This is a genomic window from Thalassospira sp. TSL5-1, assembly GCF_001907695.1.
Classification (GTDB): Bacteria; Pseudomonadota; Alphaproteobacteria; order Rhodospirillales; family Thalassospiraceae; genus Thalassospira.
The window spans coordinates 1,237,425-1,252,751 of record NZ_KV880637.1; the positions used below are offsets into that span (position 1 = coordinate 1,237,425).

16 protein-coding genes are annotated in these 15,327 nt (G+C 53.6%); 11 read left to right on the top strand and 5 right to left on the bottom strand.

Going from position 1 to position 15,327, the window contains the following annotated elements; genetic code table 11:
* Nucleotides 1-578: 578 nt before the first annotated feature.
* From LF95_RS05815 to LF95_RS05830, 4 genes are all read left to right on the top strand, one after another.
* Nucleotides 579-941, top strand: a complete 363-nt coding sequence (locus LF95_RS05815) for an NADH:ubiquinone oxidoreductase subunit NDUFA12 (protein WP_073954085.1) — start codon at nucleotides 579-581, stop codon at nucleotides 939-941.
* A 70-nt stretch (nucleotides 942-1,011) separates the two neighbouring features.
* The gene (mlaD, locus tag LF95_RS05820) at nucleotides 1,012-1,512 is read left to right on the top strand and encodes an outer membrane lipid asymmetry maintenance protein MlaD (protein ID WP_073954086.1); all 501 of its coding nucleotides are present in this window, start codon (nucleotides 1,012-1,014) and stop codon (nucleotides 1,510-1,512) included.
* Between the two features lie 135 nt (nucleotides 1,513-1,647).
* Nucleotides 1,648-1,884 (top strand): hypothetical protein, encoded by a 237-nt coding sequence (locus tag LF95_RS05825; RefSeq protein ID WP_083607522.1) that lies wholly within the window; start codon nucleotides 1,648-1,650, stop codon nucleotides 1,882-1,884.
* A gap of 5 nt (nucleotides 1,885-1,889) precedes the next feature.
* Nucleotides 1,890-2,333, top strand: a complete 444-nt coding sequence (locus tag LF95_RS05830; protein ID WP_083607523.1) for a DUF2155 domain-containing protein — start codon at nucleotides 1,890-1,892, stop codon at nucleotides 2,331-2,333.
* 139 nt (nucleotides 2,334-2,472) lie between these two features.
* Here the strand turns inward: LF95_RS05830 and LF95_RS05835 are convergent, their stop codons facing one another.
* Nucleotides 2,473-3,168 carry an alpha/beta hydrolase gene (locus LF95_RS05835; RefSeq protein WP_073954087.1) on the bottom strand — a complete coding sequence of 232 codons (696 nt, stop codon included), beginning with the start codon at nucleotides 3,166-3,168 and terminating at the stop codon, nucleotides 2,473-2,475.
* Nucleotides 3,169-3,665: 497 nt separating this feature from the next.
* Between LF95_RS05835 and LF95_RS05840 the strand changes: the two genes are divergently transcribed.
* On the top strand, nucleotides 3,666-5,009 hold the full coding sequence (locus tag LF95_RS05840) for an MATE family efflux transporter (RefSeq protein ID WP_073954088.1): 1,344 nt from the start codon (nucleotides 3,666-3,668) through the stop codon (nucleotides 5,007-5,009).
* Between the two features lie 74 nt (nucleotides 5,010-5,083).
* Here LF95_RS05840 and LF95_RS05845 read toward each other — a convergent pair whose 3' ends face one another.
* Nucleotides 5,084-5,563, bottom strand: coding sequence for an Lrp/AsnC family transcriptional regulator (locus tag LF95_RS05845; RefSeq protein WP_073954089.1), 480 nt, complete (start codon nucleotides 5,561-5,563; stop codon nucleotides 5,084-5,086).
* Nucleotides 5,564-6,094: 531 nt separating this feature from the next.
* Between LF95_RS05845 and LF95_RS05850 the strand changes: the two genes are divergently transcribed.
* Both LF95_RS05850 and LF95_RS05855 read left to right on the top strand, forming a co-directional pair.
* Complete coding sequence (locus tag LF95_RS05850; protein ID WP_252509666.1) at nucleotides 6,095-6,592, top strand: GNAT family N-acetyltransferase; 498 nt, start codon at nucleotides 6,095-6,097, stop codon at nucleotides 6,590-6,592.
* A 3-nt stretch (nucleotides 6,593-6,595) separates the two neighbouring features.
* Complete coding sequence (locus tag LF95_RS05855; protein ID WP_073954090.1) at nucleotides 6,596-7,045, top strand: Rrf2 family transcriptional regulator; 450 nt, start codon at nucleotides 6,596-6,598, stop codon at nucleotides 7,043-7,045.
* Nucleotides 7,046-7,129: 84 nt separating this feature from the next.
* Here the strand turns inward: LF95_RS05855 and LF95_RS05860 are convergent, their stop codons facing one another.
* On the bottom strand, nucleotides 7,130-9,394 hold the full coding sequence (locus tag LF95_RS05860) for a DEAD/DEAH box helicase (protein WP_083607525.1): 2,265 nt from the start codon (nucleotides 9,392-9,394) through the stop codon (nucleotides 7,130-7,132).
* Between LF95_RS05860 and LF95_RS05865 the strand changes: the two genes are divergently transcribed.
* Entirely contained in the window at nucleotides 9,395-9,613 is a 219-nt protein-coding gene (locus LF95_RS05865; RefSeq protein ID WP_073954091.1) for a hypothetical protein, read from the top strand.
* Between the two features lie 2 nt (nucleotides 9,614-9,615).
* Complete coding sequence (locus LF95_RS05870) at nucleotides 9,616-10,173, top strand: hydrolase (protein ID WP_073954092.1); 558 nt, start codon at nucleotides 9,616-9,618, stop codon at nucleotides 10,171-10,173.
* An 18-nt stretch (nucleotides 10,174-10,191) separates the two neighbouring features.
* Here LF95_RS05870 and LF95_RS05875 read toward each other — a convergent pair whose 3' ends face one another.
* Nucleotides 10,192-10,812 carry a hypothetical protein gene (locus tag LF95_RS05875; RefSeq protein WP_073954093.1) on the bottom strand — a complete coding sequence of 207 codons (621 nt, stop codon included), beginning with the start codon at nucleotides 10,810-10,812 and terminating at the stop codon, nucleotides 10,192-10,194.
* 315 nt (nucleotides 10,813-11,127) lie between these two features.
* The gene (gene parE / locus LF95_RS05880; protein WP_073954094.1) at nucleotides 11,128-13,110 is read right to left on the bottom strand and encodes a DNA topoisomerase IV subunit B; all 1,983 of its coding nucleotides are present in this window, start codon (nucleotides 13,108-13,110) and stop codon (nucleotides 11,128-11,130) included.
* A gap of 242 nt (nucleotides 13,111-13,352) precedes the next feature.
* On the opposite strand from parE, the gene LF95_RS05885 reads away from it, so the two are divergent.
* Both LF95_RS05885 and LF95_RS05890 read left to right on the top strand, forming a co-directional pair.
* The gene (locus LF95_RS05885; RefSeq protein ID WP_073954095.1) at nucleotides 13,353-13,775 is read left to right on the top strand and encodes an acyl-CoA thioesterase; all 423 of its coding nucleotides are present in this window, start codon (nucleotides 13,353-13,355) and stop codon (nucleotides 13,773-13,775) included.
* A gap of 220 nt (nucleotides 13,776-13,995) precedes the next feature.
* The gene (locus LF95_RS05890; RefSeq protein ID WP_073954096.1) at nucleotides 13,996-15,315 is read left to right on the top strand and encodes a beta-1,3-glucanase family protein; all 1,320 of its coding nucleotides are present in this window, start codon (nucleotides 13,996-13,998) and stop codon (nucleotides 15,313-15,315) included.
* Nucleotides 15,316-15,327 lie beyond the last annotated feature (12 nt).

Genomic DNA, 15,327 nt, shown 5'->3' on the forward strand with positions numbered 1-15,327 from the left:
CAATAATTGAATCCCCGGTAAGGCTTTGCAGCGTCGGGGTTTTTTACCGGCTCTGTCTGGCGGTCAATCGGGGACTCGTGCCCGATACGCTATATATAGTATGTCGCAACCCGCCACAAAATGTGTGATGCCCAACCTAAACTCGTTTGCGATTTGAATCCAGCATTGAGCGTTAATAACATTTTCAATCCTGACTAAATCTGACACAATCTGACGTCTAAGTTCATGTAATTTATGTGAAAAACGCTGCTGTTTCGGATTGCTAAAACTACAGTTTTCCTTTGTTTTCAGCCGCTTTATGCAGGGTGTGGTCTGTGGATAACCCGGGGGACAAAGGGCGCAAACCGCATCTTTACAAAGAGTCGTGCTTTCTCATGCGCTTGTGGGGAAATATTATGGCCTGACAAATGCCTTGAACCACTTTGTAGATTCTGCGCCACACGGTGCGGCGTGACGGCTTGAAACATTGACTTTGGACAAACATCGGGACATATAGGGTGCGTAATTGTCCTTGGTGCGCGTTCGCGCGCCATCGTCCTGTATGGCAGGGCAACACAATTTGGAGAGAGACCGCAAATATGGCCACCGTCGGGACCCGTATCTTTACTTCGCTGTTTGGCAAACGCGTGGGCGAAGACCGTTTTGGTAATGTCTATTATACCGAAAAAAAGGCGACGCCGGGCCGCAAAGCCAAGCGTTGGGTGATTTACAAGGGCATTGATGAAGGCTCCAAGGTCCCGGCAGAATGGCACGCCTGGCTGCATTACACACTGGATGCGCCGCTGTCTGAAAAGCCGGAAGACCGTTATGAATGGCAAAAAGAACATCAGCCAAACCTGACGGGCACCAAACACGCCTATCGCCCCAAGGGGCACGATTACGAAGGTGGTCAGCGCGCCAAGGCGACGGGTGACTACCAGTCCTGGTCGCCGGAAGGCTGATGGACCGGATAGGGGCCGAATAATGGCACAGCCGGATTTATATGTAACATTGCAAGGATGGGTTTAAGGTATGGGCAACAGGCTGGTCGAAACACTGGCAGGTGGCGCGGTTATTTGCGTTGCGGTCGCTTTCGCCTTTTTTTCCTATTCGCGTGCCGGGTTAAGTTCGGTTGACGGGGGCTATGAGCTTTCGGCGAGCTTTAACCGTATTGACGGTTTGGCAACCGGCAACGATGTGCGGATTTCCGGTGTGAAGGTTGGTTCCGTGATTTCCCAGGACCTGGACCCGAAAACCTATATGGCCGTTGTCCACATGAAGATTAAGCCCGATGTGGAACTGCCGACCGATAGTGCGGCCAAAATTGCGTCGGATGGTCTTTTGGGCGGCAAGTTTGTCTCGCTCGAACCGGGCGGTGACATTGACATGATCAAGCCGGGTGGTACCATTGAATATACGCAAGGTTCTGTGAACCTTGAGGAATTGATCGGGCAGGTGATTTATTCCAATAAGTCGCAGGGCGGCAGCGGCAGCAAGGAATCGGCACCGGATCTTGCGCCTGCAGGAAAATAAAACTGTGCTAACGGGCGAAACTTTATGCAAATCAGCGATTTGTCATGATTTCGCCCGTTTTGGTTTGCATCTTTTGGCGCAGCAAGATCAGATGTTGTTTTAACATTTGGTCCCCAAGACAGAGCGGAGCAGATCATGAGCAAGTCGGACATGACCAAAGACATGCCTGTCTGGCATAATCCTGACGGTGCACCGCTATCCTGCGTTGAGAAGATCAAGGTTCTGAACGAAAATTTCGTCGAACTGCGGGCGATGATGCAGGACGCATTGGAAGATGCCCTGTTGATGGGATGTGATGAAGAACAGTTTCGCGCTGTGTTGCGCGATGTTGTTGCAGAACTGGAAAATCCCTACGGGACGGCGGAGAAATAATCCCAATGACTGTAAAATCCCTGCTGGCAACGGGCGTGTTGACCGCCAGTTTGATGGCCGGTTTTATCCATAATGCGTCCGCGCTGGATTATCGCAAGGCCGATGTCGCGCAGCTTCAGGGGCTTGATAAAATTACGGCGCGTATTTCCACCTTTGAAGTACCGGTGGGGCAAAGTGTTAATTTCGGCTCGCTGACCATTAAGGTGGATGCCTGTTATCGTACCCCGCCCGAAGAACGGCCCGAAAGTGCCAGCTTCCTTGAGATTACCGACCATCGTTCCGAAGATAAAACCGATGTCGAGGTTTTTGATGGCTGGATGTTTGCTTCCACGCCGGGGCTTTCAGCACTTCAGCATCCGGTTTATGATGTTTGGGTCAAGGAATGCCTGGATGCCAGTGACGAGGCCCCGTCGGGCAATGATGCGATGCCGCCGGAAAATAATGGCTGATCCGGCATAAGGCCGTTCATCGGAATCTTTGTCCGGTTTTCCATATGTCCGCGAAGCTAAAATAGATAAAACCCGCCACGTCAAAATGGCGGGTTTTGTTTTTGGGGGGGCAAAGCGGGTGGCAAAATGCCACCCTATGTCATGACAGTTTTTCACTCAGAAAACGTGCCGCGATTGTCAGCCCTTCGCCATCAATGCCATGTGGCAGGCCGGGGCGTTCGTGATAGCTGACGTCAAAGCCGTTTTCGGCGAGTGCCGTCTGCGCCAATTGTGATGCCTGAACCGGTACAACCGGGTCGTCGCTGCCGTGGATCAGGGTGACGGGCGGGCGCGATTTGATTTCGCTTGCAAGGGTATCGCTGCCCAGCAAGGCCCCGGAAAAACCGACAACACCGGCAATTTTCTGCGCATAACGTGGTGCCAGTTGCAGGGCCATCATGGTGCCCTGGGAAAATCCGACCAGAGCGAGATGATCTGCACTCAGCTTATGGCGTGCTAGCACGTCTTCGATGAAGGCGGCAATTGATGTGGTATTTTCCCGTGCGCCTTGGGTCAGTGCCTTTAGCGCGCTTGGCATGGTTTCGGCATTGCGGCGCAAAAATTCGGGATCATAGGACGCCAGGCTGAACCATTGCCGCCCGAACGGCGACATTTCGCAAGGGTGGGGGGCATTGGGCGCGTAAAAAGCGGTATCTGGCAGGAACTTTGCCAATTCCGGGGCCAGACCAATCAGGTCGGCGCCATCGGCGCCATAACCGTGCAAAAAAATCACGATGCTTTTGGTTGTTCCCGATACAGCCGGAAATTCCGGCCCTTCAAGGGCAGTTTGCGACATGTGTGCGTTCCCGAAATATAATCACGTAAACCCGCACCCTGCCGGAAACCCTTGTTTAGGGCAAGGGTTTGTACCCGATTGTCTTAAATCGGGTTTTAAATGTGGATAAGGCTGTGGATAAAATATCGTGTGTGCTGGGGGCGCGAAATACCCCATTTTGGAATGATCTTTTATAAAGCCCGCCAATTATGGAATTTTTCCGAAATAACACTCTTGGGTTGATATGCCTTTGAGGTTTAGGCGATTTGTGGGTAAGCGGTTTTTATCTGTGCTGTATATGATCCTGATATGCTTTTCGATGTATATTGGATACAAATAACAATCTATCGATAATGCACTGAAATTGACGCAAGTTTTCCTGTCACTTGCCTGGTTTTGGCAAACAAACCTCGCCATGCCGGAGATTGCGGGATATGACATGAGAATAATTGGAAAACGCCAGTTATTCGGTTGTTATTCAACATTGCCGAAGATTTTTCAGGACTGATGAGGGATCAATGCCAATTTCTCGCCGCTGGTTGGGTAAAGGGGACAGGCGCGTTCTTGCACTTACGGTTCCCATCATTCTGTCCAATGCCACAGTACCGTTGTTGGGTGCGGTTGATACCGCCGTGGTGGGGCACCTCGATAGCCCACACTACATTGGTGCGGTTGCCGTCGGGGCGTTGATTTTCAGTTATGTTTTCTGGAGCTTCGGTTTCTTGCGCATGGCCACCACCGGGCTTGCTGCCCAGGCATCGGGTCGGCGTGATGCGCAGGAAGTACGGGCTGTTTTTGCCCGTGGGGCGATGATTGCGGTTGCTGGCGGGGCCTTGGTGATGCTGCTGCAATGGCCGATTATTGAGCTTGCCATGCGGTTGATAGCACCGACTCCTGACGTTGAGGCCGCCGCCCGGGATTATTTTCATGTTCGTATTTGGGCATCCCCGGCAACCTTGATGCAATATTGCATGTTGGGCTGGTTGCTGGCGATGCGGGACAGCCGGGCGGTATTTATTTTTCAGGTTGTTTTGAACTCGCTTAATATCGTGCTGGATATTCTGTTTGTGCAGGGCTTTGGCTGGGATGTGCGCGGGGTGGCCGGGGCAACCGTGATTGCCGATTATTCCGGCGTTATTCTGGGCTGGTTTTTAATGCAGCCGCATTTAAAGCGGCTGGGTGGGCGCTGGCGCGATGTGGTGCTGTTTGACCGCATCCGCTTGTTGCGTCTGATGAAGGTCAATGGTGACATTTTTATTCGCACTCTGGCACTGACATCGGCCTTTGCCCTGTTCACAACCTTTAGTGCCCGTTTTGGCGAAGTGACCCTGGCGGCCAACGCGGTTTTGCAAAATTTCCTGATGTTTGCCTCCTTTGCGCTGGATGGCTTTGCCCATGCGGCTGAAACCCTGGTGGGGCAGGCTTATGGGGCGGAACGGCGCAAACAGTTTTTATGGGCGGTGCGCAAAACCACCCTTTGGGCGGGTGTTTCTGCCTTTGTGATGACGCTGGTTTTCGCCCTGTGTGGCATACCGATTATTAACGGGCTGACCAGCATTACCGAGGTGCGTGACGCGGCATATTCATTCCTGCCCTGGGCTGTGGTCCTGCCGGTTACAGGTGTGCTGGGGTTTCAGTTTGACGGGGTGTTTTTAGGGGCGATGCAAACGCGCCACTGGCGCAACATGATGATATGTTCGGTTGCCGTGTTTGCATTATTGGCCTGGGGGGCCGTGGCTCTGCAAAGCAATCATGCCCTGTGGGCGGCGTTTAATCTGTTTTTTCTGGCCCGCGGTTTTACATTGGCTGTGCTGTTTCCCAGCATCATCCCGCGCAACGCGGCAGGCTTTGTCAAAAATTAGGCTGTTGTGCCGGGCCGGTTTGGGGCTTGCACGGGCGCTGATAAAATGGCGGGCAAACCAAAACCGGCAAAGGCTCAGTCGGTTTCGGGAACGGGCAGGCGGGTGCTGTTTTTGACTTCGTGCAGGGTGAAACTGGATTTGATATTGGCCACACCGGGCAGTTTCATCATAACCTCGGACAGGAATTTTTGATAGGCGGCGGGGTCCTGGACCACGATCCGCATCATATAGTCCTGATTGCCAACCATCGCATAACAATCGACAATTTCCGGGTGCTGCTGCACGGCCGTTTCAAAGCGTCTGAGCGAGGGTTCATCATGCTGGGTCAGGGAAACGGTGACAAAAACATTCACGCCCAAATGCAGGTGTGACGGATCCAGCAGGGCAACATATTTGCGAATAACGCCGCTTTCCTCGAGTTTGCGGAGCCGCCGCAGGCAGGGTGAAACAGACAGGCCCACCTTGTCGGCCAGTTCCACCATCGAGATGCGGCCATCTTCCTGAATTTCCCGAAGAATATTGCGGTCAATTGCATCAAAACCGTTGCGCGCCATAGCGTGCCTACTCCCTTTGACGAAAATGCAGATAGATGGCGAATGCGCGCTGCGCAAATATTTTGCCCGATTGGCAGGTTTTGCGCAGCAATCTCTTGGCCGCGATAAGCCACGACTTGGGCGTTCTGTCAATCATTGCGTGATATATCGCCCGGATAATCTGCGATGTTTGCGGGCAACAGCGTACAGGTTGAACCGGGCTGTAACCTGCTTTCTGTTTGGGTGTTTTGCCCCGGTCAAACAGGATTAACTGTTGCGATAGAACCAGGGGAGCGGTATTGCAGGTCAGGCACCCGTAAAACCTTGCGACTGTGGGAAGATGCCAATATGGTACCGGCAGGTACTTTGTTCTTTTGCGTCCTCCTGTAAAACAGGTGCGCTCTCAGGACATGGGGTGGAACTTATCATTGCTGCCTGCCATCCGGACGGTGTAGTATAATCGTACTGAATTACGCATTTGGGATGGGCGACATTGCCTGGCGAGGGCGCAGGTGCTTGCGAGGTGTCTGCGGTACAGGAAAGGCTATTTTGGTGGACGCAGCAAATAACAAACCGGGACATAACCGGGTTTATATCGATGATCATGAAATCAATATCCGGCCCGCCGTCAAAGAAGACCTGCCGACTGTTGTAGATCTTGACGAGCGCACGACCGGACTGCGCAAGCCCGAATACTGGGATGATCTTTTTGTGCGTTATGGCAATCGCAAGGACAGCCGTTTTTTCCTGGTGGCAGAAGAGGGCGAGACCCTTTTGGGCTGTATCTTTGGTGAAGTTCGTTCATGGGAGTTTAATTCTGTCCCGTGTGGCTGGGTTGGCACGGTTAGTGTCGAGCCTGATTTGCGTATGGGTGGCATTGGGACCATTCTTTATCGCGAAATTTGCCGTTGTTTTCGCCATGCCGGTGTTCAAAAGGTACGTACCATGATCCCGCGTGATGCGACCGACCTGATGTCGTTTTTCCGCGCCCAGGGCATGATGGCTGGGCCTTTCATCCAGCTTGAAACCGATATGGAAGAGGAGGGCTAAGCCATGATGTCTTTGCAAAAGGCGACATTGTTTGCCCTTTATGCGGTTCTGGAACTGGCAGAAGATAGTGAACGTCAGCTCTCGGCATCCGAAATTGCCGAACGTTACAATATTTCCACCAACCATCTGGCCAAGGTCCTGCGCGATCTGGGCCGTGCCGGGCTTGTGGAATCGGTACGTGGTGCCGGGGGCGGGTATCGGTTTTGTGGCAATGCCAAACGGACAACCCTGCTTGATGTGGTGGAGCTGTTCGAGGAGGTCGGTGCGGGCCCCTCAAACGGTATTGTCCAGGAAACCAATGCGGGGGTTGCGCTGTCGCTTGTCATGGACGAAATCGAAGCCATTACCTATGCCACGCTGCAATCGATCTCGATTGAAACGATGCTGAAATTGATGCGCCGTCGCAAACCAATGGAACGCAAAACATCAACTGGTCTGTTCCGCGCCGTATAATGGTTTTGTATTAACCATAACAAAGGCCGCCGAAATGTGTTTCGGCGGCCTTTGTTTTGCTTGTAACAGAGATATTGTCGTGTGTTAACTGGTCTGCCCTGATGTAGCGGGCTCGGTGCTGGTTGCAGCCGGGCCTTCGGTTGTGCCGCTATCGGCATCCTTGGGCGCAGATTCGGCCTTTTTGCGTGGTTTACGCGGTGCGCGGGGCTTGGCAGGTTTTTTGGCCGCAGCTTTTTTCGGCTTGGCGGTTTCACCCTCTGCCTGTTCGGTTCCCTCGGCATTGGCTTTGACGTCTTCACCATCACTACTTTGCGCTTTTGCCGTTTTGCTGGCGGTTTTGGGTTTTGCCGCCGCCTTGGCACGCGGTTTGCGCGGTGCACGGGTTGTTTTCGCCTTGGCCGGTTTTGCTTCGGTCTCGGCTTCTACCGCTTTTGCTTCACCTTCGGCGGGTTTGTCGGCTTCGGCTTTAACGTCGGCTGTGGTTTCTTTCGCCGGTGCGTCAATGGCTTGGCCAGTATCGCCTGATGCCGTATTTTCCGATGCCGGGGCAGCGGTAGTGGCAACAGGTGCTGGCTTTTCAGCCGTCTCAACCGGTTCTTTTGCCGGAGCCTCTGCAGGTGCTTTTACCTCGGTGGCTGATTTTACAGCCTCTTTGGCTTGGTCGTTTGCAGTTGGGGCCGGTTTGCGGTTTCTGCGCGGGCTGGCCGTTTTGCGACCGGTGGTCTTGCGACCTGTCTTTTTCGCCGGTGTGTTGTTGTTTTCGTTGTCGCTATCATCTTTTTCGGCGGCAACGGGCCGACGAAGGGACGATTGCGGAACAGGGGTCAGCAAAAAGGCCGGGACATGGTCGCCCATACCAATGACCGGTTTGTCGTCATGGTCATCCCGGTCGCGACGGTGATTGTTTTTACGGTCGCGCTGCGGGCGGTTTTGATGGCGATCTTCACGCGGGTCGCGCACATGACGGGGCGCGGTATTGTTATTGCTGTTGGCGCCCGAATTGCCGCTAGGTGCGAGATTGTCCCGCTTGCTGGCCTGCGGTGCCGGTTCTGCCGGTTTGGCAGGGGATGCTGCTGCGGGCTGGTTGTTTGGGGCGTCCTGGTTTTGGGATGTATCACGCCGCGATGCGTTGCGGGTATTCCGGTCATTGCGGTCGCTGCGGTCATTCCCTTTGCGGCTGTTGCGCTTGTTCCGGCGCTTCTTGCCGCTAAAGTCCAGCTCCAGGGTTTCGATTCCCTCAATTGAGGTGAGCGGAATCGACATATTGATGGTTTTGTTGATCGCCTCCACCAGTTTGCCATCTTCTGGTGTCGCAAGGGTGAAGGCCTTGCCATCGCGCCCCGCACGGCCTGTACGACCGGTACGGTGAACGTAATCCTCGGCATTGAAGGGCACGTCAAAGTTAAAAACGTGCGAGACTTCGGCAACGTCAATGCCGCGCGCTGCCACATCCGAGCAGATCAGAACCGTGATTTCGCCGCTTTTGAATTTATCAAGCGTCTCGGTCCGTTCGCTCTGCACCAGGTCGCCGTGCATGCGACCGGCATTAAAGCCGTGCTTGGTCAGTGACTTGTAAAGAATATCGACGTCTTTTTTGCGATTGCAAAACACAAAGGCATTTTTGACATCTTCATTTCGGATCAGGCGGCGAAGGGTTTCGCGCTTGTCCATTTCGTCAATGACCAGCAATTTATGCTCAAGCGTGGTTGCCATGCTCGAGGGGGCAGAGACCGTAATTTCTTTCGGGTTGCTCAGGAATTTGTCGGCAAGGCGACGGATTTCCTTGGGCATGGTGGCCGAAAAGAACAGCGTCTGGCGCTGCTTGGGCAGCATATTGACGATTTTTTCGATATCGGGAATGAACCCCATATCAAGCATACGGTCGGCTTCGTCGATGACCAGCAATTTGCAGTCCGACAGCAACAGTTTGCCGCGCTCGAAGGTGTCAATCAGGCGGCCCGGGGTCGCGATGATAACATCGGCACCCTTTTCCAGAATCTTTTGTTGTTCAACAAACGATTCTCCGCCAATGACCAACGCCTTTGAAAGCGGGACATATTTGCCATAGGTGTCAAAATTGTGTGCCACCTGGGTGGCCAACTCGCGGGTTGGCTCAAGGATAATGGATCGCGGCATCCGCATGCGCGCACGGCCATGATGAAGAATATCAAGCATCGGCAACACAAAGCTGGCCGTTTTCCCCGTCCCGGTTTGGGCGCAGCCAAGAATGTCACGGGCCATCATCACAGATGGGATGGCCTGGCGCTGAATGGGGGTCGGTGTGTCATAACCGGCGTCTGCAACGGCTTTGAGGATATCTTCGCTCAGACCGAGATCGGCGAAAGTCATATGTTTCGGGTTCCCGCAAAAAATGCGTTAAAGATTGATTTACTTAGAGACAAATCTGCTTGGGTGGTAATGCCAAGCCCGGCCCAAGTCAAGAAAAACGCCTTTAAAAAGGTGGTTTACCTGCATTTTTCGCTCCTTCGACGCTTGTTTGGGGCCTGGTTCGGACATATCGTGGTTGAAAGACGCGCTTTAGTTGTCGTCATTCCCCAAGGAGGCTAACGATGTTAATGGATGCTGCCCGCTCAACCCTGGTGATTGTGGATGTTCAGGAGAAGCTTTATCCGGCATGCCTTGACCCGGTTGAAATGATCGAAGCCTGCTGCTTTTTGTTAAAATGCGCCAACCGTCTTTCTGTTCCCGCGATCGTGACAGAACAATATCCCAAGGGCCTGGGGCATACCGCCAAATCCATTCTTGATCTGCTTGAACAAGACAGCGACGGCAGCAATGTCGTGGATAAAATCAGCTTTTCCTGTTTGGGGGCTAAGGAATTTCTGACAAAACTTGAAGAGAATCACGGGCGCGATCAGGTCGTGGTGGCGGGCATGGAAACCCATGTTTGTGTGCTGCAAACCGTATTGGACCTGATCGAGCGGGGGCGTGAGGTTTTTGTTGTGGCCGATGCCGTATCATCGCGCAAGCAGCATGACCGCATTTTTGGCCTGGAGCGGATGCGCGATGCCGGGGCCAAAATTGTCACCCGCGAAAGCGTGATGTTTGAATGGTTGCGCGTGGCGGGCACGCCGGAATTCAAGGAACTGAGTGCATTGATTCGCTAGACGTGCCCGAACCGGCACCTAGCAGGGCGCAAATCGCGAGCAGCGGTTTTCATTGTGGTCAGGCTGGCTGATCGGAAACAGGTAATGGATGAGGGTGGGGGCCATCTCGTCGATCTGTTGCGGGGTAATCGGGTTTGTTATGTTTGCCCGGATTTCCGAAATTACACTGTCGCCCGAACAGAAGGCAAAACGGACAGGAATTGTTTTTTCACCGGGCGTTAATGGCGTGTTTTGCGGGTTCTGGCACATGGCATTGCGCCAGGTATCCTGCGTGGGATTGACCACAACCACCATTCGTTGATCCGGGCGCAGTGTCGGGTGATCTTTGCGGGCATTGGAATCGGCGCTGGCGCTTGCCATGTCGGCCTTGGCCTTTTTTGGGGTGATAAACGCTAATTGCGGGGCAAACCCGTGATTCGAAAGAAGGCTGGCCCAGCGGGCGTCATCAATGCCGGTTTGTCCGTCATGTACTTCCATCACCATGATATTCGATGGTGCGGCATAGCTTCTAAACCCGGCGACATTGGTGGTTTCGTAATAGGGGGCCTCGACGATGTTGCCACTGCATGCGCCCAGCAGCGGGGCCACAAGGCCGATAACGGCAACGAGCAAAGCGTATTTGCGGGTTCTGACGGACATGGAAGGCGGACTCCTGAATGATGTTCCAACCAGGAACGAGGAACGTAATATGAGGACCTTAATATAACGGGTGCGGCTTGCACGGTCAGGGTGGGGCAAAGCCAGGACAAGACCGGTTGAAAGCTCTGGCATCCAAAACATAGGTCATGGAATCGGAAAATGTCAGTGCTTTTGCAAAGTTTCTTGGCCGCATCGCTACAATAGCGCCGGTCATGTGTTTGGGTCTGATCCGGGCACATGCTGGCTATAGTCAACAAAAAACCCGGCACGCAAATGCCGGGTTTGGTGATAACGGATGACGATGTTTGCAATGCCTTAAACGTCGATATCCTCGACAAAACGCGCATGTTCCTGAATGAACTGGAAACGCAGTTCCGGCTTTTTGCCCATCAGGCGGTTAACCAGGTCCTTGGTCTGTTCCTTTCCGTCCGGCTCGGCGGCGTCGGGCAGGGTGACGCGCAACAGGGTGCGGTTTTCCCGCGACATGGTGGTGTCACGCAACTGCTGGGATGGCATTTCACCCAAACCTTTAAAGCGCGAGATTTCGACCTTGTTGGGGTTTTTAAACTCGGTATTGAGCAACTGTTCCTTTTCGGCATCATCCATCGCATAGATGCTTTTACCCCCCTGTGTCAGGCGATAAAGCGGCGGCATGGCAAGGAACAGGCTGCCATTTTCGATCAGCCCGGGCATTTCCTGATAAAAGAACGTCATGAGCAAGGATGCGATATGCGCCCCGTCCACGTCAGCATCGGTCATGATGATGATGCGTTCGTAACGCAAATCTTTCAGGCTGAAATCAGACCCTGTACCGCAGCCAAAGGCTTCGATCATGTCCTTGATTTCCTGGTTCGCCATCATCTTTTCCCGGGTGGCCGACGCCACGTTCAGGATTTTACCGCGCAGCGGCAAAACAGCCTGGGTTTCGCGATCGCGCGCCTGTTTGGCCGATCCACCAGCCGAATCCCCTTCGACGAGGAAAATTTCGGTACCCGCTGCAATCGAGCGCGAACAGTCTGTCAGCTTGCCTGGCAGGCGCAGGCGCCGTGTGGCGGACTGACGCTTGGTTTCTTTCTTTTCCTTGCGGCGCAGGCGTTCTTCGGCCCGCATGACAATGCGTTCCAACAGCCGCTTGGCATTTTCGGTATCCCCGGTCAGCCAGTGGTCAAAATGGTCGCGAACCGCGGTTTCAACCAGTTTGGTGGCGTTCTGGGTACCCAGCTTTTCTTTGGTCTGGCCCTGAAATTGCGGGTCAGGGATAAAGACGGACAACATAATGCAGCCGCCACCAAAAACATCTTCGGCGGTGATGGTTGAGGCTTTTTTCAGGCCCACCATATCACCATAGGCCTTGATTGCCTTGGTCAGGGCATAGCGGAAACCGGCCTCGTGTGTGCCGCCGAGCGGGGTGGGGACGGTATTACAATAGGAATGGAAATACCCTTCGCCGCCTTCGGGCCAGCCCACGGCCCATTCCACCCGGCCGGGGCTGTCGGCAAATTTGGTTTCGCCGGCAAACGGGCGTTCCGTCACCATCTCGCGACCCTTCAGGGTCATTTCCAGATAGTCCAAAATGCCGTTGGGGAATTTCAGAACTTCTTTTTGCGGGGTTGGGTCGTCACTGGTCAGAAGTGAGGGATCACACGACCAGCGAATTTCAACGCCCTTGTAAAGATAGGCCTTTGACCGCGCCATGCGGAAAATGGTGCCAGGCTTCAGTTTGGCACGCGCCCCAAAAATTTCGGGGTCGGGACGGAAAATAACCGTGGTGCCGCGCCGGTTATTGACCGTGCCGCCATCTTGAAGCGGACCCAGTGGCGTGCCCTTGGAATATTCCTGAAATACCAGTTTGCGGTCGCGCGCGACTTCGACCCGGAATTTGTCGGTCAGCGCGTTCACAACCGACATGCCCACACCGTGCAAACCGCCTGAGGTTTCATAGGCCTTGCCGGAAAATTTGCCGCCCGAATGCAGGGTGGTCAAAATCACTTCCAGCGCCGACTTGTCGGGGAATTTCGGGTGTGGGTCGGTCGGGATACCACGGCCGTTATCGCGAATCAGAACAGTATTGTCGGTCTGCAGTTCCAGTTCGATCCAGTCGGCATGGCCCGCCACCGCTTCGTCCATCGAGTTATCGAGGATCTCGGCCACCAAATGGTGCAGGGCGGTGTCATCGGTACCGCCAATATACATGCCCGGACGCCGACGAACGGGCTCAAGGCCTTCAAGAACCTCGATATCCTTGGCGGAATAGGCGTTGGTGGTGCTCTGGTTTGAATCTTCGAAAAGGTCGGTCATGTTCCCCGGAACGCAACTGGTTGTTTTAATGGCATAATTTGTCAGTCAGGCTTGCTGCGACGATTATTGCATGTGGTGCATAACACCCTGTCCAATACCGTACTGGCATCACCTGCCGGTAAACGAGTACCATAAGATTTGAATACCGGCTCATAAAAATGTTTTTCCTTTTGCAATGCAACCGGGTTCGATGAAAAAAATGCAGAATAAAGCCGGATATTTGGCAACCAGGAGTGAGTGAGATGGTCAATAAAAACGAAAAACCCCAGGATGAAGGTGCGATGCCGCGTGGCGATATGTGCACGCGAACCCTGGCAATGCCCGGCGACACCAACCCCAGCGGCGATATTTTCGGCGGTTGGCTGATGTCACAAATGGATATAGCCGGTGGCGTGCTGGCAAGTCAGATCGCCGAAGGCCGCGTTGCCACGGTCGCAGTGGATGGCATGACCTTTCATCGCCCTGTTTATGTGGGTGATGTGGTGTGTGTGTATGGCGACATTGACCGCATTGGCAATACATCAATGGTGCTGCATCTCGAAGCCTGGGTTCTGCGCCGCAACCAGCCACCGCGCATCAAAGTGACCGAGGCCACCTTTACCTTTGTCGCCATCGACGCCAATGGCCGCCCGCGCCCGGTGCGTAAGGATGAGGCAACCGCTTAAAGGCTGCGGTCTGACGGTCATCACCAATTTCGTTAAACCTCCATTTCCTTGGTATCGGGGAATGGAGGTTTTTTTATCGGTGACTTATCTGTGGTTTTACAGGCGGTTGAATGAAGCCCCGTTTGACTACAGTGTTCCCATGCCCATCGACAATCTTTTTCACAAATCTCTCAATGGTTGCGTTGATATGCGTCATGCAATGTGAAAAAGGAACGCGACAATGAAAACGCTCAATACCATCAGTATCGTCAATAAATCCGGACTGGATCCATCGGAATATACATTTTGGGTCGCAGGCTATATCACGTCGGCCCCAGGGTCTGTCATGGTATTGGGAGAAAACGGTAAATTCTCTGCCCCGTCGTCGGGCAGTTTGGTTCCCTATGTCAAAGTGCCCGGCGGCAGCGGGAATTCTTTGGTAGTGGACGTGCCCGATACCTCCAGCACAGGGAATAACCGGCTTGTTTTCCTTGTCTTGCCGACAGGTACGGTGCCTGCTGCTTACAATATGGTTACGCCCTATGCGGCATATCCTTTCCCCGCGCCAACTTCTGTCAACCCGCCGGGCCCCTATGACATTTTTGAATTTGGGCCGAACGCCCAATATGATGTTTCGGCTGTTGATTGTTTTGGGCTCAATCTGTCATTCACCGTTTCGGGCGACGGTTTGGTGTATGGCGTGCGCCCGGATGTCACGCGCGGGGCGATTGGGGATGCCTTTGCCACATTCACCAGCAGCCATCCCAAAGCCAAGGGATTTGAGCCGCTGTTATACACAAGCCCAACCGGAACGGGGTATCCCGTTGTTGTTGATGGTCAGTTCAGTGCCATTGTATCGCCCAAGTGCTGGCTTGCGATCCATCCCAAGGCGGACGGACTGGCTGGTTACTGGGAGGATACCGTGGCTGCGTTCTTCAAAAAGGGTAATCAAATGAACCTGGCGTTGAATGCGGCGACCGTCGGGACTTATGCCGGGACCTGTGATGGCACGAAATATGTGCTTAATGGGCCGGATAATTTGACCATTGAAATCCCCCGCAAGGATTTTGAGGGAAATCAGCCCTTCATACAGGCCGTGCGTGGCAAAAAAACGCAGGAAAGTGCCAAGGAATATGCGGCGTTTGGCCAATTGGAAGCCGCTATGTTCCAGGCGTTTTCGCGCGGTGTTGCCCTGGATGGAGTAAAACCCAAGGGGCCGGTCATAGATGCCGGTTATACCTCGAAGGCCTGGCTCAAAACCGAAAACTGGTTTACCGACCATGCCAATGCGTATAACGGGCAGCCCAGCGTTTATGATTTTTACGCCAAGTTCCTGCACTATTCTGATGAGCATGGCAAGTTAGGCGGAAAAACCATTTTTGGCCCCAATGGCAGCAAGAAATTCGGCATGGCTTATGGTTTCAGTCTGGATGAAAACCCGAATGTTGGTGATGCCACTTGGCCGTCTGACGAAAATGTCCCGTCAAAGAAGGAAAAGTATGTCGGGAAAAACATGGACGTTACCCTCACCATCGGCCCGTGGTACGACGTACTTCGGTGAAGTTGGAGTGAT

Coding starts and splice junctions, on each gene's coding strand:
- LF95_RS05825 (WP_083607522.1), top strand. CDS start 1,648: ATGAGCAAGTCGGACATGACCAAAGACATGCCTGTCTGGCATAATCCT.
- LF95_RS05875 (WP_073954093.1), bottom strand. CDS start 10,812: ATGTCCGTCAGAACCCGCAAATACGCTTTGCTCGTTGCCGTTATCGGC.
- LF95_RS05855 (WP_073954090.1), top strand. CDS start 6,596: ATGATGTCTTTGCAAAAGGCGACATTGTTTGCCCTTTATGCGGTTCTG.
- LF95_RS05860 (WP_083607525.1), bottom strand. CDS start 9,394: ATGACTTTCGCCGATCTCGGTCTGAGCGAAGATATCCTCAAAGCCGTT.
- LF95_RS05845 (WP_073954089.1), bottom strand. CDS start 5,563: ATGGCGCGCAACGGTTTTGATGCAATTGACCGCAATATTCTTCGGGAA.
- LF95_RS05865 (WP_073954091.1), top strand. CDS start 9,395: ATGTTTCGGGTTCCCGCAAAAAATGCGTTAAAGATTGATTTACTTAGA.
- parE (WP_073954094.1), bottom strand. CDS start 13,110: ATGACCGACCTTTTCGAAGATTCAAACCAGAGCACCACCAACGCCTAT.
- LF95_RS05840 (WP_073954088.1), top strand. CDS start 3,666: ATGCCAATTTCTCGCCGCTGGTTGGGTAAAGGGGACAGGCGCGTTCTT.
- LF95_RS05835 (WP_073954087.1), bottom strand. CDS start 3,168: ATGTCGCAAACTGCCCTTGAAGGGCCGGAATTTCCGGCTGTATCGGGA.
- mlaD (WP_073954086.1), top strand. CDS start 1,012: ATGGGCAACAGGCTGGTCGAAACACTGGCAGGTGGCGCGGTTATTTGC.
- LF95_RS05890 (WP_073954096.1), top strand. CDS start 13,996: ATGAAAACGCTCAATACCATCAGTATCGTCAATAAATCCGGACTGGAT.
- LF95_RS05815 (WP_073954085.1), top strand. CDS start 579: ATGGCCACCGTCGGGACCCGTATCTTTACTTCGCTGTTTGGCAAACGC.
- LF95_RS05870 (WP_073954092.1), top strand. CDS start 9,616: ATGTTAATGGATGCTGCCCGCTCAACCCTGGTGATTGTGGATGTTCAG.
- LF95_RS05830 (WP_083607523.1), top strand. CDS start 1,890: ATGACTGTAAAATCCCTGCTGGCAACGGGCGTGTTGACCGCCAGTTTG.
- LF95_RS05885 (WP_073954095.1), top strand. CDS start 13,353: ATGGTCAATAAAAACGAAAAACCCCAGGATGAAGGTGCGATGCCGCGT.